Source organism: Rhodococcus sp. ABRD24, assembly GCF_004328705.1.
Classification (GTDB): domain Bacteria; phylum Actinomycetota; class Actinomycetes; order Mycobacteriales; family Mycobacteriaceae; genus Prescottella.
Genome location: NZ_CP035319.1, coordinates 939,639 through 964,459 on the forward strand (window position 1 = coordinate 939,639; position 24,821 = coordinate 964,459).

Below are 24,821 nucleotides of genomic sequence, written 5' to 3' on the forward strand. Positions count from 1 at the left end.
CTGCGCAGTCACATCCACTGCCCTCCGACGCTCTCCGCGGCCCGCAGTCCCGACAGCGCACCGTCCTCATGGAAGCCCCAGCCGTGGTATGCGCCCGCGAACGCGAGGACACCGTCACTGAGCTCCGGCAACCGGCGCTGCGCGGCGAGCGAGGCCGGGGTGTACTGCGGATGCTCGTAAACCATGGTGTCGATCACCCGGTCCGGGTCCACCATCTCCGCCCCGCCGAGGGTCACCAGATAGCGGGAGCCGGTGTCCGGCAATCTCTGTAGCCGCGTCATGTCGTAGCTGACCAGCACCTGCTCTGGGCGCGCTGTGCAGAACGGGATTCGATAGTTCCACGACGCCCGCGCCCGCGGATTCCTCGGCAGCACTGTCTCGTCGGTGTGCAGCTGAGTGCGATTGACCGAGTACGGCATCGCCCCGAGCACCTCGTGCTGTTGCGGCGTCGGCGCGGCAAGCATCTTCAGCGCCTGCTGCGGGTGCGTCGCGATCACCACCGCGTCGAACTCACGCAGATCGTCGCCGTCGTCACGGATCTCGACGCGGTCGGCGTGCCGGTGGATCGCCCGCACCGGCGCCGACAACCTCACCTCGCCGATCGAGGCGGCAACTCGGCGGACATACTCGACGCTGCCGCCAGTCACCGTTCGCCACGTGGGGGAACCTCCGACAGTGAGCATTCCGTGATGGTCGAGAAAGGTGAACAGGTAGCGGGCCGGGTACCGCAGCGCCGTCTTCGGGTCGCACGACCACACCGCGGAGACGAGCGGCGTCATGAAGTGCGCGGTGAAATAGTCGGAGAATCTGCCGGCGTCGAGGAAATCCGCGAGCGTCCACCGGTCGCGCGCCTGGTCGGCCAGTACGTCCCGCGCCTGTCGATGGAACCGCCTGACCTCGAACAGCATTCGCAGGTACTCACCGCGCAACAGTGTCCCCGCAGCTGGCACGATCCCACTCAACCCCTGCCCACCCGAGTACTCGAGCGCACAGCCGTCACAGCGCACCGACATGCTCATGTCCGACTCCTGCGTCGGCACACCGAGTTCGGCGAACAGCCTCAGCAATGTCGGATACGTGCGGTCGTTGTGCACGATGAAGCCGGTATCCACCGCAAGCCGCTCGCCGACCGGGGTGGTGATCCGATGGGTATCGGCGTGACCGCCGAGCCGGCCGTCGGCCTCGTACAGCGTGACGTCGGCGTCTCTCTTCAGCACCCAGGCTGCAGTCAGCCCGGCGACACCTCCACCCACCACCGCAATCCGGCGTCTGCCATCACCGCTCTGTATCCGAGCCACCATTGTCCTCCCACTTTCTGCGCCTGTCTCACGAGACATTCGGAGAGGAGACCCGCCGCGATTGGTCCAGGATGAAATCGACGGCGATGCGGTTCCACACGTCGCGGTGCCGGATCATCGCGTGACCCGCGCCGGGGACGGCGATCCAGGTCGCGTCGACGCCGCGGGCACGTGCGAGTTCCACCTGCATCTGCGACGCGAATGGATCGGTCCAGCGGTCCGCGGTTCCATGCGCGACCGCCAACCGCACCGACAGCGGGACGCGTGCGCCCTCGCCGTCCGGCCACCAGGGGGCGAGCGCAAGCAACGCTTGGACTTGTGGCTCGTCGGCGACGACGGCTCCCACCCGGCCGCCCATCGAATGACCGATCAGCACGACCGGGACATCACCGTGACGGCGACGAATCTCGGCGAGTGTGCGGCGGACGTCGGGCACGGGGCTGCGGTCGCTGCCGTTCCATCCCCGCAGCCGGTACCGAGCCAGCCACACCCCGACCCCGTGCGACTGTCCTGCCCGGCGCAGCCCCCGCGCGAACGACGCCATCCTCAGGTTCGCACTCTGCCACCGGCGCGCACGTCGACGATCGCTGACCCTGCCGCCGGGAAGCACCAGCACCACCAACCCCGGCGACACGCTGCTTCTGCCTCGGACTGTTCCTGCCCAACCTCGCGCACTCACACCAGTTATTCGGACCGGCGCACCGCGTGGATGGCCCGGGCAGGTCCGCGCAGCGTCGAGTGCCACCGTCGGCACCGGCGCGCGACACACCCGGGGAACGTGCCGGGCGACATCCACTCGGACGTGGGCATTCGTGAGGAATCTGACGAATACCAGCGCCATTCCCGTCAAATTGCACTACAGTGCAATTTGCTGCCCCACCCCCCCGGAGCAGCAATCGCGGCCGACCCAAGATCCCCCCTAACTTGGGCGGGCCGCCGCCGGGCGGCGTGCGCCACGCGCCGCCGCCCGGCCCCCCAAACCCCGAATACTCTCGGACGATCCCAGGACAGCAAAAAGGGCCCGACCGGGTCGTGTCGAAACACTTCCTGATCGGGCCCTCTGGTGGAGCTGCCGGGAATCGAACCCGGGTCCTCCGCCGCTTCGCTAGGGCTTCTCCGTGTGCAGTTCGCTATGCCTCTACTTGGATCTCCCGGTCTCGCGAACAAGCCGTGATGACGATCCCAGTCGCTGTTTGATGTCCCGACCCACTCCGCGACCGAGTGGAACGGTAGAGCCCTCTAGCTGATGCCAGTACCCGGGCCGAGGGCGAACCCGGACTGACAGACACGCAGTCGCTACTTAGGCAGCGAGGGCGTAGTCGCGCTGATTGGAATCGGCGCTTATTGGTTTGCAGCGACGCTCACGGTGGTCTCTTGCCTGCACCGACACGCTTCCCCTACCTCAACGTACGCAGTCGAAACCGTTCAGCCCCGTACGGCCCCGCGGCTTTCACGGGGTTACTTACTTTAACCCGCGCGGGCGCAGGAATCATCCCGATTATCGCCCGTGGTTCGACTCCCGCCCCGCGGGCGGCCGTCCGCATCCGCCACATACATGCGTTTCACCCCTCCGAACCCCGCGATTCCGTTAACGTCGTGCCCCGAGAGGCACCGTTCAGTGATGTTCATCACAAGACATATTCACGGGGGGCAGGGATGACGTCGTTTGCACGTCGATGGGCGACCGCCGCAGCACTCGCACTCTCCGTCGTGGTGGCCGGCACACTCGCCCCACCCGCCGCCGGCGCAACACCCGCGTATCCCACACCCCTGCCGGACCCCTTCCTCGCCGCCCCCGCGGACATCGCGACCAAGGCGCCCGGCGACATCCTCGCAACCCGGCGCGCCGACACGTGGCTGCTGCCCGGAAGCGAGGTGTGGCAGATCAAGTACCGATCGACCAACTCGGCCGGCCAGCCGATTCCCGCGATCACCACGGTGATCAAGCCCGTCGGCGCGCCGACGGACATGCCGGTGCTGTCGTACCAGGCCATCGTCAACTCGCTCGGGCTGCGCTGCGCACCGTCCGCCGCCCTGTTCACCGGCGAGATCAAGGACGTCTTCGGACTACCGCTCGCGCTGGCGATGGGATGGGCGGTCGCAATCCCCGATCACCTCGGCCCCAACAGCGCATACGGCGCCGCCCGGCTCGGCGGCATGATCACGCTCGACGGAGTCCGCGCGGTCAAACGACTGCCGGAGCTCCGTCTGTCGAACAGCCCTGTCGCGCTCGCCGGCTACTCCGGCGGCGGTATGGCAACCGCGTGGGCAGCCGCCCTCAACCCGACCTATGCACCGGACGTGACACTCGCCGGCGTCGCGCAGGGCGGGGTACCCGCAAGTATCGAACAGATGGCAGCGGGGCTCGGTCTGGCGAACCAGCATCCTGGATTCGGGCTCGGCTTCGCCGCCGCGATGGGCCTCGAGCGCGAGTACCCCGACCGCCTGCCCGTGAGCTCCCAGCTCAAGCGGCGCGGGATCGCCCTGCGCGATGAACTCAAGGACGAGTGCCGGTCGATGATCATCGCCAAGGGCCTGTTTCACAGCGTTACCGACGTCGCGAACTCCACAAGCCTGCTGCAAGATCAGAACACCCTCGCGGTGATGCGCGAGAACAGCCTGGTCGAGTACGCGGGCGTACCGACCGCTCCGGTCTTCATGTGGCACGGCGCGACGGACGAGCTCACGCCGTACCGGTCGGTGGTCGAGACCGTCGACCGCTATTGCAAGGCTGGGGCGACCGTCGAGTTCGTGGGCTACCCGATCGCCGAGCACATGACCAACGCCGTCGTCGGATTGCCTTCCGCGTTCATGTACCTCAAGGATCGTTTCGCCGGACTGCCCGCGCCCAGTAACTGCTGAAATGCGCACGACCAGCCGTTTACGTCAGAGAACGAATCGTATATGTCCACCCCTCGAGATTCGTTCGCGAAAGCACCTGGACGAACGTTCAGTTTCCCCTAGCCTGCTCGCCATATAACGAGAGTTGCGCCTGTTAGGGGAAACCTGCCGAAATGTCCGCTCGATCCAGATTCGTTCGCCGCCGGGCGCTCCCCGTGCTCGGCGCCACCGTCGCGCTGGCCGTGACCTGCACCGCGATCGCGGTATCCGTGCCACGGTCGCCGAACCCCACCGATCCCGGCCCGCCCAGCGACCCGGTGTACGGGCTCGCGGGCGGATGTTACAGCCTCGAGTCCGACACCGGTTCAGGGTTCGTCTCCCGCGACGGAAGCGGCTTTCGAACCGGAGCCAAGGCCGGCACCGCAGAGAGATTTCGGCTACAGGCAGCCCAGCTGGGACGCTTCATGTTCTTCGGCTCCGACACCGCACTGATCGCGACCGGGGACGCCGACAAGGCCATTGCGTCCGCGCAGCCGACTCCCGCCACCGACTGGACGCTCACGTTCACCGACGGCGCATACACGGCAACGGCCACCTCCACCGGACGGCAGCTGAGCGTCGACCGTCCCACGGGTGCCCTCGTGGTCACGGCTCCAGGCACGGATCCGTCCGCGGGACGATTCCGCCTGCAGCCCGCCGAGGGCTGCGCCGACTTCCCCGAGGCCGACGTGAACGCCACAGGTGCGCCGTTGACGTCGTCGACCGGCGAGGTGCGCGGCTTCATCGACGCACATGTCCACATGAACGCCAACGAATTCATCGGCGGCGAGATCCGGTGCGGCAAGCCCTACGATCCGCAGGGCATCACCGTGGCACTGCAGGACTGCGAGGACCACCAGCCCGGCGGCGTGCCTGCGGTGCTCGAAAACGTCCTCTCGCACGGTAATCCGTTCGAGTCCCACGACACCACGATGTGGCCGAGTTTCACCGACGTACCGTCCTACGACTCGATGACCCACGAGCAGCTGTACTACCGATGGGTCGAACGCGCGTGGCGCGGCGGGCTGCGGATGTTCACCAACCTGCTCGTCTCCAATCGCGTGCTGTGCGAGCTGTACCCGCTGAAATCCAACCCGTGCGACGAGATGGAGACCGTCCGGATCGAGGCCCGTCAGGCCCGCGAGATCCAGGACTACGTGGATGCGCAGTACGGCGGACCGGGCCGCGGCTGGTTCCGGATCGTCAGCTCTCCCGAGGACGCGCGCCACGTCGCCGCGTCGGGCAAGCTTGCCGTCACCCTCGGCGTCGAGATCTCGGAACCGTTCGGCTGCCGCATGCCCGGCGGGGTGCTGGGCGGTGGGCTGCAGTGCACCGAGCAGGATGTCGACCGCGGCCTCGACGAGCTGTATGCGATGGGCGTGCGTCAGATGATCCTCACTCACAAGTTCGACAACGCGTTCGGCGGCGTCCGCTTTGACGCCGGAATCACCGGCGCCGCAATCAACGTCGGCAACTTCCTGTCCACCGGCGAATTCTGGAATGTGGAGCCGTGCACCGGGGTCGCGGCGGACAACCCGATCGGGTATGCCGGCGAGGAAGTGATCGAGATGACGAAGTCGCTGCCACCGGGCATCGTCCTGCCCGCCTACCCGGCCGAAGAGGTCTGCAATACGCGAGGTCTGACGCCGCTCGGTGAGCACGCGGTTCGCGCAATGATGCAGCGCGGCATGATCGTCGACATCGACCACATGAGCGTCAAGACCGCCGACCAGACCCTGCGCATTCTCGAGGACGCCAACTACTCCGGCGTCGTGTCCAGCCACGGCTGGACCGACCCGTCGAACTACCCGCGGATCTACCAGCTGGGCGGCTTCGTCGCATCGTACGCGGGGTCGTCGGAGAACTTCGTGGACGAGTGGCGAGCAGCGCGCAAGGATCGCGACGACGACTATTTCTTCGGCTACGGATTCGGGGCCGACACCAACGGGTTCGGCTCGCAACCCGCGCCGCGCCTGGACGGCACCAGATCGGTCCGGTATCCGTTCACGACATTCGACGGCGGCACGGTGATGGATCGGCAACGGGCCGGCGACCGAGTGTTCGACTTCAACACCGACGGTCTCGCACAGTACGGTCTGATTCCCGACTGGATCGAGGACATGCGCGTGTACGCCGGAAAGGACGGCGCCCAGTTCATGGACGACATGACCCGCGGCCCGGAGGCCTACCTGCAGATGTGGGAGCGGGTCGCCGAGTGAGAGCCTCGCGCAGACGCCGCTGACCAGAAGGCCGTGGCCGCCCCGTTCTCACGACGGGGCGGCCACGGCCTTCAGCACGCATGATCGTGCCGGCTGAGCGATCAGCCTCGGGTCATGCCCTTGACGCGACGCCCGATCTCGCGGGTCACCTCGCGCTCGGCGGTGCGCCGGGCGAGATCCTGACGCTTGTCGTAGTCCTGCTTGCCCTTCGCCAACGCGAGTTCCACCTTGACCTTGCCGTCGGAGAAGTACATCGACAGCGGCACCAGGGTCTGGTTGCCCTCGCGGGTCTTGCCGACGAGGTGCTCGATCTCGCGCTTGTGCAGCAGCAGCTTGCGGGTGCGGCGCGGCGAGTGGTTGGTCCACGAGCCCTGCGTGTACTCGGGGATGTGCAGACCGCGCAACCACACCTCGCCGTCGTCGACCGTGGCGAACGCATCGACCAGCGACGCCTTGCCGTCCCGCAGGCTCTTCACCTCGGTACCCAGGAGCGCCACGCCGGCCTCGTAGGTGTCGATGATGGTGTAGTTGTGTCGCGCCTTGCGGTTGGTCGCAATGACCTTACGGCCCTTCTCTTTCACGTACGGGCCCTCACAGTCCTCGATCCGCGGTCATACTTCGTACTGTTCCAGCATAGGAGCCTGCGCAATTCGATTAATCCCGAACGTACAGGCGCAGCGCGATATAGGCAGTCACCGCGGCCATGCCGGCGCCGACCAGCACCACGAACGGTGCCACCAGCAACACGTCGGAGTCGGTGATCCGGGCGACAATGTTGGCGTCGTAGATGTCGGCGAGCATGTTGTCGACGAACGCGCCCTTCGCGACGAACAGTCCGACGACCGCGAGCACCGATCCGATCAGCGCCGCGACCACGGCCTCGAGCAGGAATGGCAGCTGTGTGTACCAGCGGGTGGCACCGACCAGCCGCATGATCCCCACCTCCGTCTTACGGGTCAGGGCAGCCACCTGAACCATGTTGGCGATCAGGAAGATCGCCGCGATCGCCTGCACGACGGCGATCGCGAACGCCGCATTGCGGATACCGCCGAGCACGCTGAACAAACGATCGACCAGCTCACGCTGGTTGAGCACGCTCTCGATGCCCGGCCGGAAGGCGAACGAGTCGTTGATGACACCGAACCGTTCGGGATCACTGAGCTTGACCTTGAACGATGCGGGGAACGCGTCCGCGGTCACCAGCGACGCGAGCTCCGGGTTGTCCTTGAACACGCGGTCGGTGGCGTCGGCGACGGCGTCATCGCGGTTGAGGTACTGCACCGACACCACCGAGTCGGTGTTCTCGAGGTCGGTACGCAGCCCGCGGCAGATGTCCTGGATGCAGTCGGGGTCCGATGCCGAGATGTCGTCGGTGAGGAACAGCTGTACCTCGACGCGGTCCAGGAAGATCTGCTGGGTCTTGGACGCCATCTGCACGACCAGCAGGCCGCCGCCGAACAGGCCCAGGGAGATCGCGGTCGTCAGGATCATGGCGACGGTCATCGTGATGTTGCGGCGCAGGCCGGTCAGGACCTCGCTGAAAATGAAACTGGCACGCATCGGGAAATCGACGTCCTTAGGTCGTTCGTTCGAGAGGGTCGGTGAGTGACGGTGCGGGACTCAGCGCCCGACGCCGTACACGCCTCTCGCTTCGTCGCGGACCACCTTGCCGAGGTCGAGTTCGACGACACGGCGGCGCATCGAGTCGACGATGTGGTGGTCGTGCGTTGCCATCAGCACGGTGGTGCCGGTGCGGTTGATTCGCTCGAGTAGCAGCATGATGTCACCGCTGGTGTCCGGGTCGAGGTTGCCGGTGGGCTCGTCGGCGAGCAGGACCAGCGGGCGGTTGACGAACGCGCGGGCGATCGCGACGCGCTGCTGTTCGCCGCCGGACAACTCGGTGGGCATGCGGTCGGCCTTGCCCGACAGTCCGACGAGGTCGAGCACCTCAGGCACCGTCCGCGCGATCACCGAACGCGGCTTGCCGATCACCTCGAGCGCGAATGCGACATTCTCGGACACCGTCTTGCGCTGCAGCAGGCGAAAGTCCTGGAAAACATAGCCGACGCTCTGACGCAGCTTCGGCACCCGGCGACCGGCCAGCTTGTTGACGTGGAAGTCAGCGACGTAGATGTCACCCGAGGTGGGCGTGTCCTCCTTCAGCAGGAGTTGCATGAAGGTGCTCTTCCCCGAGCCCGAGGGCCCGATCAGGAAGACGAACTCACCCTTGTCGACCTCGACGCTCACCTTGTCCAGGGCGGGCCTGGTGGAGGCCTTGTAGAACTTGGAGACATCCTTGACGCTGATCACGGAAAGTCAGTCTAGCCGTTATCGAACAGTGACCTTGGGTAACGGCTCACACCGCGCGCCGAGACTCAGCCGCCGGGGACCGACAGCGTCGTGGTCACATCCGCAGACGGGTTCTGGTTCGGTTCCCTGGACTCCGCCGGAGTCTGCGACCGTGTAGTCCGCGATGTAGCCGAACCGGGCGTCGTCGTCTCACGGCCGGGCGTCGTGGTGCCCGGCGGCGTCGCCGGCGGCTGGCTGGTTCGGCCGCTCTCCGACGGTGTGGAAGACGCCTCCGACGACGGCGTCGCGGTCTGGGTCGACGTTTGTGTGCTCGTCGAGGGCTCGGGTGGCGTCTTCTTCGGCGCCGGTGCGTCGTCCTTGGGCCGCTCGACGTTGACGGAACTCGTGGCGTCCTTCAAGTTCTGGGCGTCCTCGACAAGTTGGGCGTTGAGGACCGCGAGTGCCAGCCACAGCACGCACATGAACAGCGTCGTGGTGCGCATCCGGCCACCGAACAGCTTGCGCGGGATCCGCCGCCACAGCACCGCGAGCTTCTCCTGCGGGCTCACTGTGCCTCCCCCACGACCGCGTCGTTCTCGAGCTCGGCAGCGACGGTGATGCCGGCGCGGCGCAGCGCCGTGACCACCCGCACGCGAAGCGCACGGCCGACCTGAAACTGCTTTCCGGGCAGTGTGCGCGCCACCATCCGGATGCTCACCTGATCGACCTCGAGACTCTCGACGCCCATCACGGAAGGCGTATCGAGCAGCAGCGGCCGTAGCCCCGTGTCCGCATACGCATCGACTCCTACCCGGTGGAGGATGTCGTTGACGCGGTTGATGTCCGCGGTGGCCGGGATCGGCACGTCCACGACCGCGCGAGCCCAGTCCTTGGACAGGTTGACGGCCTTGACGATCTGCCCGTTCGGCACGGTGATGACCTCGCCGTCGGCGTTCCGCATCCTGGTCACTCGGAGGGTGACGTCCTCGATCACACCCTCGGCGTCGGTGGCCGAGCCGGTGATAGCGATCTGGACAGTGTCGCCGAAGCCGTACTGCCGCTCGGTGATGATGAAGAAACCCGCGAGAATGTCCTGCACCACGCGCTGCGCACCGAAGCCCAACGCGGCACCGAGAACGGTCGCGGGGGCGACGAGGCCGCCGATGGGCATGTCCAGCTGCCCGAGGACCTTCATCGTCGCGATGACGTAGATGATCGTGATGACGACCCACGTGATGACCTGCGCGACCGAGTGCCGATGTTTGGTCGCCTCGGATCGGACCAGCGCGTCACCCTGCTGGTAGTTGTCGTCGATCCGCTTGGTGATCCGGCCGCCGGCCCAGCCGGCGAACCGCGCCAGGATGAGCGCACCGAGGACCGTCAGCGTTATCGGAAGACCGGTGTCGGTCAACCATGTCTTGAACGTATCGGTGGCAGCGAAGGACAGGGCGAACGTCGTCGGCATACGGCTCAGGCCTGGGTTTCGCTCATCCGCCAGCGGATGCCGGCCTCGAGGAAGCCGTCGATCTCACCGTCCAGAACCGATGAAGGGTTGTTGACCTCGAACTCGGTGCGCAGGTCCTTGACCATCTGATAAGGGTGCAGCACATACGAGCGCATCTGGTTTCCCCACGAGCTACCGCCGTCGCCCTTGAGCGCATCCATCTCGGCGCGCTCTTCCTTGCGCTTGACCTCGAGCAGCTTGGCCTGCAACACACGCATCGCGGACACCTTGTTCTGCAGCTGCGACTTCTCGTTCTGACACGTCACGACGATGCCGGTGGGGATGTGTGTCAGGCGCACCGCGGAGTCGGTGGTGTTGACCGACTGGCCGCCGGGGCCGGACGAGCGGTACACATCGACCCGGACGTCGTTCTCATCGACATCGATGTGGTCGGTGGTCTCGACCACCGGCAGCACCTCGACCTCGGCGAACGAGGTCTGGCGACGGCCCTGGTTGTCGAACGGGCTGATGCGCACGAGGCGGTGGGTTCCCATCTCGACGGACAGGGTGCCGTAGCTGTAGGGCGCCTTGACCGCGAACGTCGCACTCTTGATGCCGGCCTCTTCGGCGTAGGAGGTGTCGTACACCTCGACGCCGTAACCGCGCTTCTCCGCCCAGCGGATGTACATGCGCATCAGCATCTCGGCCCAATCCGCGGCGTCGATGCCGCCGGCGCCGGCACGGATGTTGACGAGCGCATCACGCTGGTCGTACTCGCCGGAGAGCATCGTCTTGACTTCCATCGCCTCGATATCGGCGCGGAGCAACGCGCGCTCGGCGTGGACGTCGGCGACCGCGTCGGCGCCCTCCTCCTCGGCAAGCTCGTACAGCACCGACATATCATCGAGGCGGCTGCGCAGACCTTCGACGCGGCGCAGCTCGGCTTGGGCGTGCGACAGCTGGCTCGTCACCTTCTGCGCGTGCTCCTGGTCATTCCAGAGCTCGGGGTCAGCGGCCTGATGCTCGAGCTCGTCGATCCGGCGGCGCAGCTCCTCGACGTCGAGAACCTTCTCGACGGTCGTCAGAGTGGTGTCGAGCTCGGCCAGGTCAGCAGAAACATCAGGATGCACAGTTATCCAGGCTACCGGGTCCGCAGCAGGAAGCTGCCGCAGGAGATGCGTGGCGCCGACGACTGTGCTCGCAGCCGCCTCCACCACATGTTCCATCGCCCCGGCCGACACGAACCCTCCGGTTCGATCCGAATCCACTCTCACACCCATATTCGGCGAGTTCCATTGAACACAGGCTGTTGATTTGTCGACTTCAAACAGTCGATTGCGTGAATCTGGCGAATATGCAACACTGACCGCACCGTGGCCTGGGTCACAAGCCCGTATCTAACGTTCGAAAGGTCTCCCGTGGCCGAACAGACACTCTTCTTCGAGAACGAGATGGGTCCGCATCCCGTGGCCACCACCCATCTCGCGCCCGCAGCGGGAACGTCCGAGGCGCCGCGAACAGCAAGCACCACGATCACCGGCCCGAAGGTCCTCACCGTCGGCCGCACCGATAGGCACCGACGCCCAACCGACAGTCAGGAAGTCAGATGAAACGTCGCTTCGCACTCACCGCAATCGCGCTCTCCCTGAGCGCTGCCGCCGCCTTGACAATGACCGCATGCACGCCGGGGACGTCGTCCGCGACCGAACTCGTCGTCACCACGTTCGGCGGCGAGTGGCAGAAGAACTTCACCGATGCCGTGGTGAAGCCGTTCGAGAAAGAGAACAACGTCACAATCAAGCAAGTGACGCTGTACAGCTCCGACGCACTCGCCCAGCTGCAGGCCCAGAAGTCGAGTCCGCAGATGGATGTCGTCTTCTTCTCCGGAGGCCAGGAGGTGGTGGCGGCGAAGGACGGGCTGCTCGCGCCCATCGACCCGTCGGCGCTGACCAACGCGCCCGACCTGATCTCGCAGGCGAGCACCGGTCTGGCGGGTGGACAGGGACCGGTGGTCCAGATCACCCCGATGGGGCTGCTCTACCGCACTGACAAGATCAGCGAGCCCACCTCGTGGAATGACGCCTTCAACCCCGACTACCGGCAGCACGTTGCCTTCACGGACCTGTCGAACAGCTACGGCACCCTCGGAATGTTGATGATCAACAGCACCCGCGGCGGGACGATCGACAACGTCACCCCCGGTATCGACGCGATCGGTCAGTCGGCCCGCGCCGGCGACGCCATCATCACCAAGACGTCGTCCGATCTCCAGCAGGCGTTCGCGGCCCGCGACATCTGGCTGGCCCCGTACTCGCAGGACTACGCCGAGACGCTGCGCAAGGCCGGTCAGCCTGTCGGCTTCACCATGCCGCGTGAGGGCACTACCGGTTCGTACATCACCGCCAACGCCGTTGCCGGCCGCCCCAACACCGACCTCGCCACCAAGTTCATCGACTACGCGCTGAGCGCCGGCGCCCAGGAGAAGTTCGTCACCGGCATGGCCTACTCACCGGTGAACACGAAGGCAGTCGTTCCCGCTGACATGCAGTCCAAGATCCTGTCAGGCCCGACGCTGGAGAAGCTGGTCCGGTTCGATCCGGCGCTGATCACCGGAAACTCGGCGGCGTGGCAGAACCAGTGGCAGGAACAGATCGCACGATGAGGAAGCGCTCCGCCGAACCCTGGCTGTTGGTGCTGCCGCTGGTTGCGTTGCTTCTGATCGCATTCGTGATCCCCGTCGCCAGAACACTTCTGGCCAGTTTCACCACTGATTCCGCCGGGTTCACCCTCAGCAACTTCACCAGGTTCTTCGGGTCGTCGGTCTCGCTCGGCGCGTCGGAGCGATCTCTCCGGATGGCCTTCATCCAGACGATCGTCTCCGTCGTGATCGCGGTACCGCTCGCGTACATCATGGCCGGGCTCTCCGCGAAAGCGCGGGCCTTCATGATGATCGCGACGATCCTTCCGCTGATGACGAGTGTCGTCATCCGGACGTTCGGCTGGGTCATCCTCATGGGGCCGTCCGGCCCGCTGGCGAAGATTCCGGGTTTCCTGGAACTGAGTCAGGCTCGCCAGGGCCTGTTGGGAACCGAGCTCGGAGTGAACATCGCGATGGTCCAGGTACTGGTGCCGTTCGCCGTCCTCTCCGTTCTCGGTGTCATCAACGGGATCGACGGCCGACTCAGGGAAGCATCCCGAACCATGGGGGCGAGCTTCGTCGGAACCTTTCGCCACGTGGTGCTTCCGCTGTCTCTACCGGGCATCGTCTCGGGCGCCACACTGTGCTTCGCACTGTCGATCAGCTCGTTCATCACACCGAACCTCATTGGTGGAGCTCAGCTTCCGGTTCTCGCCGGATTCATCTACCACGACGCAACGGTCAGCAACGACATCCCGTTCGCCGCGACGCAGGCAGTACTGATCCTGGCAGTCGTGGTCGTCACGATCGCGGCGACCAATCGAATTGCAAACGCGAGGATGAAATAGTGGTTCGTTCAACTCCGCTTCCGTTGAGGATCGCCGGCAAGGTGTTCCTCGTCCTCATCGCGCTGTTCATGCTGGCCCCACTCGCGGTGGTGGTGGGCGCTGCCTTCAACGCCGACCAGTTCCTCGCCTTCCCTCCCGCAGGCCTCAGCCTGGAATGGTTCGCGGATGCAGTGGCCGACACCACGTACACGTATCCGTTCCTGTTCAGCCTTCAGGTCGCCCTGATCGCGGCGGTAGGTGCCGCCGCGATCGGGACGCTGTTCGCCATCGGTATTGCACGGCACAAGGTTCCCGGTTCAGGTGCGCTGCAATCGTTCGCGCTGTCCCCTCTGACGATGCCGAGCATCATCTTCGCAATCGGCATCCTCCAGACGGTGTCGCAGTTGCTCGGTGGGTCTGCGGCGTGGATCCTGATGCTCGCGCACGTCGTCGTCACAGTCCCGTACGTGGTCCGGACGGTTCTCGGCGTGATCGCCAGGTCGGACGGGTTCACCGAAGAGGCCGTCCGCGTGATGGGTGCCCGCTGGTGGCAGCGCTATTGGCACGTACTGCTGCCGATGTGCCGCCCCGGCATCATCGCCGGAGGCTTCCTTGCCTTCATCGTTTCCTTCGACGATGCGGTCATCGCGCTGTTCCTGCGGACTCCACAGCTCCAAACCCTCCCCCTCGCCATCTACGGGCAGCTCGAGTTCAGCGCATCGCCCACGGTGGCGGCCGTGTCGACTCTGTCGATGGCCCTCACAGCGGTCTCAATTCTGGCGATCGAGAAGATCGTCGGGCTCGGAAAGGTCTTCAGCTAATGGCCGATCTCACTATCGCGAACGTCCACAAGACATTCGGGGACGTGAAGGTACTCAACGGTGTCGACATACACGCGAAGTCCGGCAGCTTCGTGTCCCTGCTCGGCTCGAGTGGCTGCGGGAAGTCGACGCTCCTGCGCTGCATCGCGGGTCTCGAAACCGTCGACACCGGATCCATCTCGGTCGGCGGAGAGGACGTCACCGACATTGCGCCGGAGGAGCGTCGGCTGAGCATGATGTTCCAGAGCTATGCGCTGCTTCCGCATATGAGTGTGCTCGAGAACGTCCGCTTTCCGTTGCGAATGCGCGGAAAGACCTACGGAAACCGGGCTGCACAGCGAGATCTCGCCGTTCGCGCACTCGAACAGGTCCAGATGGATCATCTGGCTTCGCGGATGCCCCGGCAGCTGTCCGGCGGCCAGCAGCAACGCGTTGCGCTGGCCCGCGCAATCGTAGGCGGCCCGCGGCTGATCCTGCTCGACGAACCACTGTCGAATCTCGATGCGCGCCTGCGGGAGGACATGCAGGTGGAACTCGTGTCGCTGCAGCGAAGTCTGGGCGTGACCACGGTCTTCGTCACGCACGATCAGGACGAAGCCCTGAGCATGTCCGACCAGGTCGTCCTGATGCAGGGCGGCGTGGTCGAGCAGTCCGGCACCCCGGAGGACCTGTATTCGAACCCGGCCACCAGGTTCGCCGCCGACTTCCTCGGAGCGGCGAACCTGCTCGATGTCACTGCGGCGCCCGGCAAGCAGGCCGCGGTAGGTTCCGCGACAGTGCCGTCGCCGGAGGATTTCGACGGCGAGGCACTGCTCATGGTCCGCCAGGAAGACATTCGGGTCAACGCACCGGATGGCTGCGACGCGCATCTGACTGCGGTCGTCACATCACGAGTCTTCCGGGGAAGTGAACTACTCCTGGTTCTCGATGCTGCAGGACAGGAGATTCGAGTCGTCACCTCGACGTCGACCCTCGTGTATCCGGACAGCGAAGTGACGGTTTCCTGGACTAGCGAGCAAAGCCGGATCCTCACGAAGTAACAGCGGCGAAGTGGCTACACTGTGTAATTCTCTTCCCGCACAAAAATTCTCACGCGAAGGCAGACAATGAGTCAGAAGGGCAACGACACGGACGACACCGATCGATTGATTGCGAGCGCGCTTCAGGTCAACGGGCGCGCCTCCTGGGAGGCCATCAGTCGCGTCATCGATCTGCCCTCGCGCACTGTCATGCGACGTGGACAGCACCTTCTCGACACGAGGTGTGTGCGGGTGTCAACCTACGTCGACGCGAGCAAGCTGTTACATGCGCGGGGCGTGCTCATTCGCCTCGAGACCGAGATGCACCGGGTGGCCGAGGTTGCTCGCAGTGTCGCTGCCCTCCCAGGCGCCTCCTCGGTGTCCGTCCTCGAGGGCTCGGGCGACATTGCCGCACTGGTCCTCGTGGAGAACGCCGAAGCCCATCAAGCGCTGTTGCTGCAGACTCTCCCGGCGATTCCCGGCCTGCTGTCCTTCGAGGTCAGCACGGTTCTGCGGTCCTACTTGATGGGGCTGGACTGGCACGCCGGCATTCTGCCGGCGGAGCAGGTCGAGGCACTTCGCAAGTCCGCGCCCTGGCACGCGCCGTCCGTGACCTCCACACCAGTGGTCCTCGATGCGGTCGACCAGAATCTCATCGACCAGCTGAGCAACGACGGCCGGGCCACGATCTCGATGCTCGCCCAGGATGCCGGGATCAACGCGCAGACGGTACGCCGTCGACTCGATGCGCTGTTCGGCGTCGGGGTTCTCAGGGTGCGTACCGAGGTTGCACCCTCGTTCTTCGGGGTCAAGGTCGAGGCGATGCTGTGGCTGCATATCCGGGGCGGTGACGTCGAGAGCATCGGCACGGCGCTGGCCAACCATCCGTCCGTTCGCTACTGCGCCGCGCTCACCGGCCATGCCGGTCTGCTGGTCGACGGCCTGTTCAAAGACGAGGAAGCGTTGTTCGACTTCCAGAACGGCGTCATCGGATCCCTGGCGTCCGTGGAGATTGCCGAATCGCGGGTCGTCCTCAAGGCAGTTCGCCGCGGCCCGCTGTCCGTCGACGACATCGTGGCCTGATACCCGCTCCAATCGACCAAGGAGTTTCGCCGCACCACACGAGATGTGGTGCGGCGAAACTCGTCGGTGGCAGCAAGGGCAGACACGGTCCGTCTCCTACCGTGCGTGCAGCGTCGACGCATCCGCCCTGAACCAAACAAGAACGGGACCCTGCCCGCCGGCGTCGTCGGCAGCGGGCAGGGTCCCGTTCGTCGTGGTGCTAGTCGATTCGACCGATGGTGAGCTTCTTGAGGCCGGTGATGCGGATGTCCGCGGAGGCCTTCGCGAAGTCGGCGAGACCCTCGGTGACAGTGGCGAACACGTTGACCGGAGTCCATCCGAGCGGGCCGAACGTGCGCACGCCGGGGGCGTAGCAGACACCGACCTCGTACCACTCGAACGGCAGACCGCCCATCTGCATCGGACGCTGGTAGTACCAGAGCACGTCGCCGACGCCCGGGATGACCTGCTGGTTCTCGAACGGAACCGCCTCGGGATCGAAGTTCTGGGCCTCCTCGGGAAGTCCGGTCATCACCTCTGGGCCGGCGTACATCGCGTGCATCGCGTCGACGGTCACCGGCTTCGCCAGTGCGTTCCACAGCGCCTCGCACGTCTTCGGCGCGAGGTCGAGGTGCATGGTGGCAATGGCGCGCGGGCCGTTCTCGTATTCGAAGAAGAGCTTCTGCTCGGTCACGGTTTTCCTCTTTCTGTTCGTGCAACTGTCGGTCTTGTGGAATCAGGGGTTGGGCAATAGTTCTCGACGGCCTCGACAAACCGACTGACGAACGGCTTCTGCTCGCCGAATTCGCCAGGGCCGTTCATCTTCTCGGGATGCCACTGGACACCCGCGGCGTACCAGTCGGTGGTCGACTCGATCGCTTCGATCGACCCGTCTGCGGCCACCGCGGTGACGGCGAAGCCCTCAGGGCAGTGCGAGATCACCTGTTGATGAATCGAATTGACCCTCATACGGCGTGGCCGCTCGTCACCGAGCGACGCCGATGCGGTGGGACGGAGCTCGATCTCGTGCCTGCAATCGAGCTGCGCGGCGGCGTCGAGCCCGTACGGATGCAGCGCGCGTCCCTCCGGCAGGTCGACCACCCGGCTGCCGTGCAGCGCCGCAAGCAACTGCATGCCCCGGCAAATCCCGAACACAGGCAGACGCAGATCTCGCGCCGCCGCGACGAGCGCATGCTCGGTGGTATCCCGGCTGGTGGCGTCGGGCGGGGCGCAGGCGTCCTCACCGCGGGCGATCCAGTCGCCGACGTCCTCTCCCCCGGAAAGTACGAGCCCGCTCACGTGGGAGAGCAACGAGGCCGCGTCGTCGCCGGTGCACTCCGGAATGAGGATCACCGACATCCCGAGCGAGGAGAAGAACCGGACGTACTCGGTTCCCACCGTGAACAGATCGGTGTTCTCACCCAGATAGGTGGGGAGGTCGCGCCGCCACGTCGTGACGGCGATCGTCGGCCGATCACCCATCGAGCTTCATCCAGACCGAGGTGGTGTCGGTGTACTTGTGCAGGGCGTCGGCACCCTTGTCGCGACCGAACCCGCTCTCCTTCACCCCGCCGAAGGGCAGGCGCATATCGCCCTCCTCATAGCAGTTCACCCAGATGACGCCTGCCTTCACGCCGCGTGTCACGCGGTGGATGGCGCCGACGTCGCTGCCCCAGACCGAGGCGGCGAGCCCGTACCGGGTGTCGTTGGCGACCCGGATGGCCTCGGCCTCACTACCCACCCGGATGATCGACAGGACCGGCCCGAAGACCTCCTCCTGTGCAATCCGGGAACTGGGATCGACGTGATCGAGAACCACAGGAGCGAAGTACGAGCCCCCCTCGAGACCGTCCACGACGGCGCGCTGTGCACTACCGGCGGCCAGAGTCGCACCCTGCTCGAGCGCATCCGCAACCTTCGCCTCGATGCCGGCGACAGCACCGGCGCTGACGATGGCGCCGAACGAAGCGCCGGCGTCCAGCGGGTCTCGCGGCTGCAGTGCAGCCGCGACCTCGCACGCGGCAGCGACCGCCTCATCGGCGTTGTCCTCGAACACGATCAGCCGAGACGAGGCACTGCACATCTGGCCCTGGTTGAAGAAGGCGTTCTCGGCGGCGCTCGCCGCGGCCGCGCGGATGTCGGCGTCGGGCAGCGCAACGGTGGCGGACTTCCCACCGAGCTCCGGCCATACGCGCTTACCGTTCGATTCGGCGCTGTACTTCATGAATGCGCGCCCGACGGCGGGTGATCCGGTGAACGTCAGGACATCGACGTCGGGGTGTCGGCCGAGTGCTTGACCGGTGTCGCGGCCCAGGCCGTTCACGACGTTCAGCACGCCGGGCGGCAGCCCCGCCTGCCCGGCCAGCTCCGCCAGCCGCAGTGCCGAGAACGGTGTCTGCTCGGAGGGTTTCACCACCACCGAGTTGCCGGCGAGGAGTGCGGGGGCAAGCTTCCATGCCGTCATCGTGAGCGGGAAGTTCCACGGCACCACCGCCGCCACCACCCCCGCCGGGGCCTCGAAGGAGTACGCCAGCACGGACTCCTCGTGTGCGATCAGCTTGTCGGACACCTTGTCCGAGAGCTCTCCGTACCACCTGAGGCACTTCTCGACCGCGGCCAGTTCCACGTTGAGCGCCTGGGATACCGGCTTGCCCATCTCGAGCGAGATCATGGTGGCCAACTCCTGAGCGTTCTCTCCGACGAGAAGTGCCCACTTCTTGAGGACCTCGCCCCGCTCGCGCGCCGCGGCGGTGGCCCAACCCGACGTCTGGAAGGCCGTCCGGGCGATAGTGACCGCCCGGTCGACCTGAGTTTCGTCGGCCGCGTGCAGCACCCCGATCGACTTGCCGTCCCGGGGCGAGATCACCGGCACGCGTTCGGCGCCGTCGAGCGCCACGATCCGTCCGCCGAGATAGGCACCCTCGAGCCGCACGACATCCTGCATTGCGTCGCGCGCGGTTGAGCTCAGCGACATGTAACCGTCCCTTCGACGACCAAGGAGTGTGGCTTCCGCCACGATTTGAAACTAAGAGTGTCATATCCGCCACAATTCGGCAATCAGTAGTCGACATTCGACATCAAATGCCGTTCGTACATCCAAATCCGCCTCGCGGGTTCTCAGACGGCGGCCGTAGTCGGGGCGCCGGTAGGCTCTGCGGTCGTGACTGCACTCGCCGCCGACCTGACCCTGGCCCTCCGCATCGCCGACGAAGCCGACGCCCTGACCAGCTCCCGGTTCGGCGCGCTGGACCTGAAGGTCGATTCCAAGCCGGACCTCACCCCGGTGTCGGACGCGGACCTCGCGGTGGAGCGAGCAGTACGCGCGAGGCTGGCCGAAGAGCGACCGGACGACGCGGTGCTCGGCGAGGAGTTCGGCGGCGACGCGAAGTTCGAGGGCCGGCAGTGGGTGGTCGACCCGATCGACGGCACCAAGAACTTCGTGCGCGGAGTCCCGGTGTGGGCCACACTGATCGCACTGCTCGAGGACGGCGTCCCCGTCGTCGGCGTCGTGAGCGCGCCCGCCCTGAACCGGCGCTGGTGGGCCTCGGCAGGCGGCGGCGCGTGGATGTCGCACGACGGCGGCGACGCGCGACGCCTGTCCGTGTCGGGCGTGGGCGATCTGGCTTCGTCGAGCCTGAGTTTTTCGTCGCTGTCCGGCTGGAAGGATCGCGGCATCCGCGACCAGTTCGTGGACCTCACCGACGACGTGTGGCGCATCCGCGGCTACGGCGACTTCTTCTCCTACTGCCTGCTCGCGGAGGGCGCGGTCGAGATCGCGGCCGAGCCCGAGGTGTCGCTGTGGGACCTGGCGCCGCTGGATCTGCTGGTCCGCGAAGCCGGCGGGCGCTTCACCAGCCTCGACGGCACCGACGGCCCGCACGGCGGCAGTGCCGTCGCCAGCAACGGACTGCTACACGACGAGGTGCTCACCCGTCTGCGGGTAGGTCCATAGGTCTACCCTTCCGCCGCGTTTCGCGCACATGGCGCGGTTCCGATTCGCAAGAATCCGCGCTGAGTGCGCACAACGCGGAGACCAGCAGGCGGGAGAGCAAGTCATGGACGGCGATGAGGTCGATTTCGCCCACACCGATCAGGCCAGCCGCAAGCGTCGCGAGAAGGCAGTGGGGCTGGCCCGATTCGCGTGGGACCGCGGGATCACCGGCGCCGAGCTGACCGCACTGCCCGACCAACAGCTCCGCAAACTGGCCCGAGCCGCCGGCGAGAACCCGCCGAGCACGCAGGAGACGTGGACGGTGGCCGCGGAGCTGATCGACGAGAAGACCCGGTGGGCCCAGTCCCATCCCGGTGATCCACGGGCGATCCCGTCACACGCCGACGAGAAGATCATGTGGGTCAAGCCGCCGATCACTCCGTGGCGCTGACATCGAGACCACCGACTTCACCGCGGCACCGTGACTACGGGGACCTATCGGGCTCGCCCACGATTCGTCACCTCCCGTTGGTACGTGTGACGAATCGTGGCGTTTGGCGCACTTGGCGTCGTCCCGAGCTCCCGAAATCCGCACAAAACGTGCGGGGATTAGCTCGCTTCCTATCTTACTTTAGAGTAAGGTTATGCCTTGTCCGAGACCGAACCCCGAGAAGTGGTCATCATGAGCAAGCAAGACGTTGCGCAGACGAACGGCGCCAAGCGTGAGCCCCGCGATACCTCGGCGGTCGGCCTGAACCCGGTCAAGCGGGACGCGATGGGCGTCGCGATGCGCGTGCTGACCCGGATCACCGGGTCCGACCTGGCCGCGAAGTACAACCTGCGGGAGACCATCGACCGCGTCACCTACGAGGGCACCAAGACCGGGTTCAAAACCCTCGGCGCCGCGACCCGCACGTTCAACCGGGTCTCCGGCGGCGGGGCTCCCACGCGTCTGCCCGACGGCGCCGCCAAGAATGCCGGCTACTTCGACCTGACGCCGGACGACGAGCAGAAAATGATCGTCGAGACCGTCCGCGAGTTCTCGGCCGAGATCCTCCGTCCGGCCGCGCATGACGCCGACGAGGCGGCCGCCGCACCCACCGACCTCCTCGAGCGCTCGGCCGAGCTCGGCATCACGCTCATCAACATCGCCGAGGAGTTCGAGGGTGTGGCGTCCGAGCGTGGCGCGGTCACCAACTCACTGGTGGCCGAGGCCCTCGCGCACGGCGACATGGGCCTGGCGCTGCCGATTCTCGCGCCGAGCGGCGTGGCCGTCGCCCTCACCCAGTGGGGCACCGACGCGCAGCAGCAGACGTATCTGCCGTCGTTCGCCGGTGGGAACGTGCCGGCCGCCGCGGTCGTGGTGAGCGAGCCGCGCGCGCTGTTCGACCCGTTCGCGCTGCAGACCAAGGCCGTCCGCTCCCCCAGCGGCTACAAGCTCAACGGCGTCAAGAGTCTCGTCCCCGCGGCCGGTTCGGCCGAGCTGTTCGTCGTTGCCGCCGAACTCGACGGCCGCCCGGCCTTCTTCATCGTCGAGTCCGACACCAAGGGCCTTGTCGTGGAGGCGGATCCGAGTATGGGTCTGCGCGCCGCCGGCCTGGGCCGGCTGGTCCTCACCGACGTCGCGGTGCCCGAGTCCGCGATCCTCGGTAACGGCGACGCCGATCAGCGTGCCCGCGAGTACGCCGACGCGATCCGTCTGGCCCGCCTGGGCTGGGCGTCGCTCGCCGTGGGCACCAGCCAGGCCGTGCTGGACTACGTGATCCCCTACGCCAACGAGCGTGAGGCGTTCGGCGAGCCGATCAGTCACCGCCAGGCCGTGGCGTTCATGATCTCGAACATCGCGATCGAACTCGACGGCATGCGCCTGGTGACACTGCGCGGCGCGTCCCGCGCGGAGCAGGGCCTGTCGTTCGCCCGCGAGGCGGCGCTGGCCCGCAGGCTAGCTTCCGAGAAGGGCATGCAGATCGGCCTGGACGGCGTCCAATTGCTCGGCGGCCACGGTTTCACCAAGGAGCACCCGGTGGAACGCTGGTACCGCGACCTGCGAGCCATCGGCGTGGCCGAGGGCATCGTCCTCATCTGACGTCGACCGATCCGTCAGATCTTTCGACTAGGAGACCTTCTCGATGATCAATCTCGAACTTCCCAAGAAGCTCAAGGCCTCTGCGAACCAGGCGCATCAGGTAGCAGCGGAAATCTTCCGGCCCATCTCCCGTAAGTACGACCTGGCCGAGCACGAGTACCCCAAGGAACTCGACACCATGGCCGCCATGGTCGAGGGTTTGGCCGACTCCGGCCAGGCGGCATCCGGGGCCGCCCTCGGTCGCAGCGACGAGCCGAAAGTGGTCGGCAACGCCAACGGCGGCAACATGGCGTCCCTCATGAACGTGATCGAAACCTGTTGGGGTGACGTGGGCCTGACCCTGTCGATCCCCTATCAGGGCCTCGGCAACTCGGCGATCGCCGCCGTCGCGACCGACGAGCAGCTCGAACGGTTCGGCAAGGTGTGGGCCTCGATGGCGATCACCGAGCCCAGCTTCGGCTCCGACTCCGCGGCCGTCACCACCACCGCAGTGCTCGACGGTGACGAGTATGTCCTCAACGGCGAGAAGATCTTCGTCACCGCCGGCGAACGCTCCACCCATATCGTGGTGTGGGCGACGGTCGACAAGTCTCTGGGCCGCGCGGCGATCAAGTCGTTCGTCGTACCACGGGACGCCCCGGGACTGAGCGTCGCTCGGCTCGAGCACAAGCTCGGCATCAAGGCGTCCGACACTGCGGTGCTGCTGCTGCAGGACTGCCGCATCCCGAAGGACAACCTCCTCGGCAGCCCGGAAGTGAACGTGGAGAAGGGTTTCGCGGGCGTCATGCAGACGTTCGACAACACCCGCCCCATCGTCGCGGGCATGGCTATCGGCCTCGGCCGCGCAGCACTCGAGGAGCTGCGCGGGATCCTGGAGGAAGCCGGCGTCGAGATCTCCTACGACACCCCCGCTTACAATCAGCACGCCGCGGCTGCCGAGTTCCTGGCACTCGAGGCCGACTGGGAGGCCTCGTACCTGCTGGCGCTACGCGCGGCGTGGATGGCCGACAACAAGAAGCCCAACTCGCTCGAGGCATCGATGTCGAAGGCGAAGGCCGGACGCACCGGAACCGCGGTGTCGCTCAAGACCGTCGAGCTCGCCGGCAGCTACGGCTACTCGCAGCGTCCACTGCTCGAGAAGTGGGCCCGCGACAGCAAGATCCTCGACATTTTCGAAGGGACGCAACAGATTCAGCAGCTGATCATCGCTCGGCGCCTGTTGGGCAAGAGCTCGGCTGAGCTGAAGTAGCAACGCCTGACAGACATTTCGAGGCCCCGCCGCACCAGCGGCGGGGCCTCGTTCTGTTCCGAGTTACCACCGCCCCGGAACGGCGCAGTGCCTCCCGCGCATGAGTCGCGGAAGGCACTGCGTCACCGGAGGAATCAGGAGGCCTCCATCCTCGCAAGTCGGCGTCAGCTCATCTTCAAGGCGCCCATCATGCTTCCGAGGTTGGGCAAGCTGATCGTGGCATAGGCCGAGCCGACCAAGGTCTGGACAAGGTGTACGAGCATCTGCGTCTCCGTTCAGTTCTGGGGGGGGAACACAATTGAGCCGAGGACGAAGTCCAACAAAACTGCGCGCAGGACGTCGTCCACCGATCCAGTCCACAACATCATCAGGTCTTTACTCATCATTTTCTCCTTACTGCGGAATCTCGCCGAGCGAGATCCGGATCGGCGTGTCGACCAAGAGAAGCTTGAACATCATTGCGGCCATGGGCATGAGCTCAGAAAGTGAAGTCACGACAGTCTCCTAAACAGATTCGCGCCGGTCACGCCGACATGGTCATAAGGGTCCCGAGGGACCCGAAGAAGGTATCGATCAACGTATGACCGAGAGGGGCGATGAGTTTTGCGAAGTCGATAGACACAGCACGCCTTTCCACTGAAACGAGGGGTACACAGGCAGGCACACCACGGCGCCTACCGCGAAACTCGGGGTTGTCGACAGCCAAACGGATCCCACGCACGCAGAAATACGCCTCCACCTGCAGGCGAAACACATTTGGGCATCAGCGTCTCGACCACAGCCGCTCCCAAGGCAGGCTGTCGAACATTTGATCAAGACGATGTCACCGTATCCCGCCCCAACCCGAATTGTCGCGCTTTTCGACCAAGAATCGCGAAACACGAAATGTTGCACCGCAGTCCAATAATCAAGTCGCAGGCCCAGCCAATTCATGTACTGCAGTGCAATTCCGTGTCGACTGGGCCTACCGCCCGTCACGCGCCCACGCACTCCAGCAGGCACCGTCTCTTCTTGCTCACCTCGTCGACGAAGACCCACACCATGCACTCGACGGCCTG

At 65.7% G+C, this 24,821-nt stretch carries 23 protein-coding genes and 1 other RNA gene; 12 read left to right on the forward strand and 12 right to left on the reverse strand.

From position 1 onward, the window contains the following. Positions 1 to 8: 8 nt before the first annotated feature. The 3 genes from ERC79_RS04145 to ssrA all read right to left on the reverse strand — a co-directional run bounded on the left by ERC79_RS04145 (position 9) and on the right by ssrA (position 2,731). Positions 9 to 1,301 (reverse strand): FAD-dependent oxidoreductase, encoded by a 1,293-nt coding sequence (locus ERC79_RS04145; protein ID WP_207390424.1) that lies wholly within the window; start codon positions 1,299 to 1,301, stop codon positions 9 to 11. Between the two features lie 25 nt (positions 1,302 to 1,326). Beyond that, positions 1,327 to 1,932 carry an alpha/beta hydrolase gene (locus ERC79_RS04150; protein ID WP_242676744.1) on the reverse strand — a complete coding sequence of 202 codons (606 nt, stop codon included), beginning with the start codon at positions 1,930 to 1,932 and terminating at the stop codon, positions 1,327 to 1,329. Between the two features lie 427 nt (positions 1,933 to 2,359). Beyond that, positions 2,360 to 2,731, reverse strand: a transfer-messenger RNA (tmRNA) gene (ssrA, locus tag ERC79_RS04155). A 223-nt stretch (positions 2,732 to 2,954) separates the two neighbouring features. Between ssrA and ERC79_RS04160 the strand changes: the two genes are divergently transcribed. Further along, positions 2,955 to 4,160 (forward strand): alpha/beta fold hydrolase, encoded by a 1,206-nt coding sequence (locus ERC79_RS04160; RefSeq protein ID WP_131575973.1) that lies wholly within the window; start codon positions 2,955 to 2,957, stop codon positions 4,158 to 4,160. Positions 4,161 to 4,312: 152 nt separating this feature from the next. After that, positions 4,313 to 6,397 carry a membrane dipeptidase gene (locus ERC79_RS04165; protein ID WP_131575975.1) on the forward strand — a complete coding sequence of 695 codons (2,085 nt, stop codon included), beginning with the start codon at positions 4,313 to 4,315 and terminating at the stop codon, positions 6,395 to 6,397. A gap of 101 nt (positions 6,398 to 6,498) precedes the next feature. Here ERC79_RS04165 and smpB read toward each other — a convergent pair whose 3' ends face one another. The 6 genes from smpB to prfB all read right to left on the reverse strand — a co-directional run bounded on the left by smpB (position 6,499) and on the right by prfB (position 11,260). After that, on the reverse strand, positions 6,499 to 6,978 hold the full coding sequence (smpB, locus tag ERC79_RS04170; protein ID WP_131575977.1) for an SsrA-binding protein SmpB: 480 nt from the start codon (positions 6,976 to 6,978) through the stop codon (positions 6,499 to 6,501). Positions 6,979 to 7,051: 73 nt separating this feature from the next. Next, on the reverse strand, positions 7,052 to 7,957 hold the full coding sequence (gene ftsX / locus ERC79_RS04175; protein WP_131575979.1) for a permease-like cell division protein FtsX: 906 nt from the start codon (positions 7,955 to 7,957) through the stop codon (positions 7,052 to 7,054). Positions 7,958 to 8,017: 60 nt separating this feature from the next. After that, positions 8,018 to 8,707 carry a cell division ATP-binding protein FtsE gene (gene ftsE / locus ERC79_RS04180; RefSeq protein ID WP_131575981.1) on the reverse strand — a complete coding sequence of 230 codons (690 nt, stop codon included), beginning with the start codon at positions 8,705 to 8,707 and terminating at the stop codon, positions 8,018 to 8,020. A gap of 65 nt (positions 8,708 to 8,772) precedes the next feature. Further along, the gene (locus ERC79_RS04185) at positions 8,773 to 9,255 is read right to left on the reverse strand and encodes a hypothetical protein (RefSeq protein ID WP_131575983.1); all 483 of its coding nucleotides are present in this window, start codon (positions 9,253 to 9,255) and stop codon (positions 8,773 to 8,775) included. Next, entirely contained in the window at positions 9,252 to 10,151 is a 900-nt protein-coding gene (locus ERC79_RS04190; RefSeq protein ID WP_131575986.1) for a mechanosensitive ion channel family protein, read from the reverse strand. Before ERC79_RS04190 ends, ERC79_RS04185 begins: the two co-directional genes overlap by 4 nt. A gap of 5 nt (positions 10,152 to 10,156) precedes the next feature. Then, the gene (prfB, locus tag ERC79_RS04195; protein ID WP_131580727.1) at positions 10,157 to 11,260 is read right to left on the reverse strand and encodes a peptide chain release factor 2; all 1,104 of its coding nucleotides are present in this window, start codon (positions 11,258 to 11,260) and stop codon (positions 10,157 to 10,159) included. Positions 11,261 to 11,548: 288 nt separating this feature from the next. Here prfB and ERC79_RS04200 point away from each other — a divergent pair, with 288 nt between their 5' ends. From ERC79_RS04200 to ERC79_RS04225, 6 genes are all read left to right on the forward strand, one after another. Next, positions 11,549 to 11,740 carry a hypothetical protein gene (locus tag ERC79_RS04200; RefSeq protein ID WP_131575988.1) on the forward strand — a complete coding sequence of 64 codons (192 nt, stop codon included), beginning with the start codon at positions 11,549 to 11,551 and terminating at the stop codon, positions 11,738 to 11,740. Next, positions 11,737 to 12,792 (forward strand): ABC transporter substrate-binding protein, encoded by a 1,056-nt coding sequence (locus ERC79_RS04205; RefSeq protein ID WP_131575990.1) that lies wholly within the window; start codon positions 11,737 to 11,739, stop codon positions 12,790 to 12,792. The genes ERC79_RS04200 and ERC79_RS04205 overlap by 4 nt, the downstream gene beginning before the upstream one ends. Then, positions 12,789 to 13,616: an ABC transporter permease gene (locus tag ERC79_RS04210; protein WP_131575993.1), complete on the forward strand. Its 828-nt coding sequence runs from the start codon at positions 12,789 to 12,791 to the stop codon at positions 13,614 to 13,616. The genes ERC79_RS04205 and ERC79_RS04210 overlap by 4 nt, the downstream gene beginning before the upstream one ends. Next, entirely contained in the window at positions 13,616 to 14,416 is an 801-nt protein-coding gene (locus tag ERC79_RS04215; protein WP_207390425.1) for an ABC transporter permease subunit, read from the forward strand. Before ERC79_RS04210 ends, ERC79_RS04215 begins: the two co-directional genes overlap by 1 nt. Further along, a complete protein-coding gene (locus ERC79_RS04220) occupies positions 14,416 to 15,456 on the forward strand; it encodes an ABC transporter ATP-binding protein (RefSeq protein WP_131575995.1) in 1,041 nt (346 codons plus the stop codon). The genes ERC79_RS04215 and ERC79_RS04220 overlap by 1 nt, the downstream gene beginning before the upstream one ends. A 66-nt stretch (positions 15,457 to 15,522) precedes the next feature. Beyond that, on the forward strand, positions 15,523 to 16,518 hold the full coding sequence (locus ERC79_RS04225) for an Lrp/AsnC family transcriptional regulator (protein ID WP_131575997.1): 996 nt from the start codon (positions 15,523 to 15,525) through the stop codon (positions 16,516 to 16,518). Between the two features lie 199 nt (positions 16,519 to 16,717). Here ERC79_RS04225 and ERC79_RS04230 read toward each other — a convergent pair whose 3' ends face one another. The 3 genes from ERC79_RS04230 to ERC79_RS04240 are packed head-to-tail and all read right to left on the reverse strand — an operon-like array spanning position 16,718 to position 19,471. Further along, positions 16,718 to 17,191, reverse strand: coding sequence for a DUF3830 family protein (locus ERC79_RS04230; protein WP_131575999.1), 474 nt, complete (start codon positions 17,189 to 17,191; stop codon positions 16,718 to 16,720). Beyond that, positions 17,188 to 17,979, reverse strand: a complete 792-nt coding sequence (locus ERC79_RS04235) for a gamma-glutamyl-gamma-aminobutyrate hydrolase family protein (protein ID WP_131576001.1) — start codon at positions 17,977 to 17,979, stop codon at positions 17,188 to 17,190. Before ERC79_RS04235 ends, ERC79_RS04230 begins: the two co-directional genes overlap by 4 nt. Continuing rightward, the gene (locus ERC79_RS04240) at positions 17,972 to 19,471 is read right to left on the reverse strand and encodes an aldehyde dehydrogenase family protein (protein ID WP_131576003.1); all 1,500 of its coding nucleotides are present in this window, start codon (positions 19,469 to 19,471) and stop codon (positions 17,972 to 17,974) included. Before ERC79_RS04240 ends, ERC79_RS04235 begins: the two co-directional genes overlap by 8 nt. A gap of 186 nt (positions 19,472 to 19,657) precedes the next feature. On the opposite strand from ERC79_RS04240, the gene hisN reads away from it, so the two are divergent. The 4 genes from hisN (at position 19,658) to ERC79_RS04260 (ending at position 23,763) form a co-directional block, all read left to right on the forward strand. Then, on the forward strand, positions 19,658 to 20,449 hold the full coding sequence (gene hisN, locus ERC79_RS04245) for a histidinol-phosphatase (protein WP_131576005.1): 792 nt from the start codon (positions 19,658 to 19,660) through the stop codon (positions 20,447 to 20,449). A 103-nt stretch (positions 20,450 to 20,552) separates the two neighbouring features. After that, positions 20,553 to 20,879: a hypothetical protein gene (locus tag ERC79_RS04250; RefSeq protein WP_131576007.1), complete on the forward strand. Its 327-nt coding sequence runs from the start codon at positions 20,553 to 20,555 to the stop codon at positions 20,877 to 20,879. Positions 20,880 to 21,110: 231 nt separating this feature from the next. Beyond that, on the forward strand, positions 21,111 to 22,514 hold the full coding sequence (locus ERC79_RS04255; RefSeq protein WP_131576009.1) for an acyl-CoA dehydrogenase family protein: 1,404 nt from the start codon (positions 21,111 to 21,113) through the stop codon (positions 22,512 to 22,514). Positions 22,515 to 22,557: 43 nt separating this feature from the next. After that, positions 22,558 to 23,763, forward strand: coding sequence for an acyl-CoA dehydrogenase family protein (locus tag ERC79_RS04260; protein WP_131576011.1), 1,206 nt, complete (start codon positions 22,558 to 22,560; stop codon positions 23,761 to 23,763). Positions 23,764 to 24,821: the final 1,058 nt, after the last annotated feature.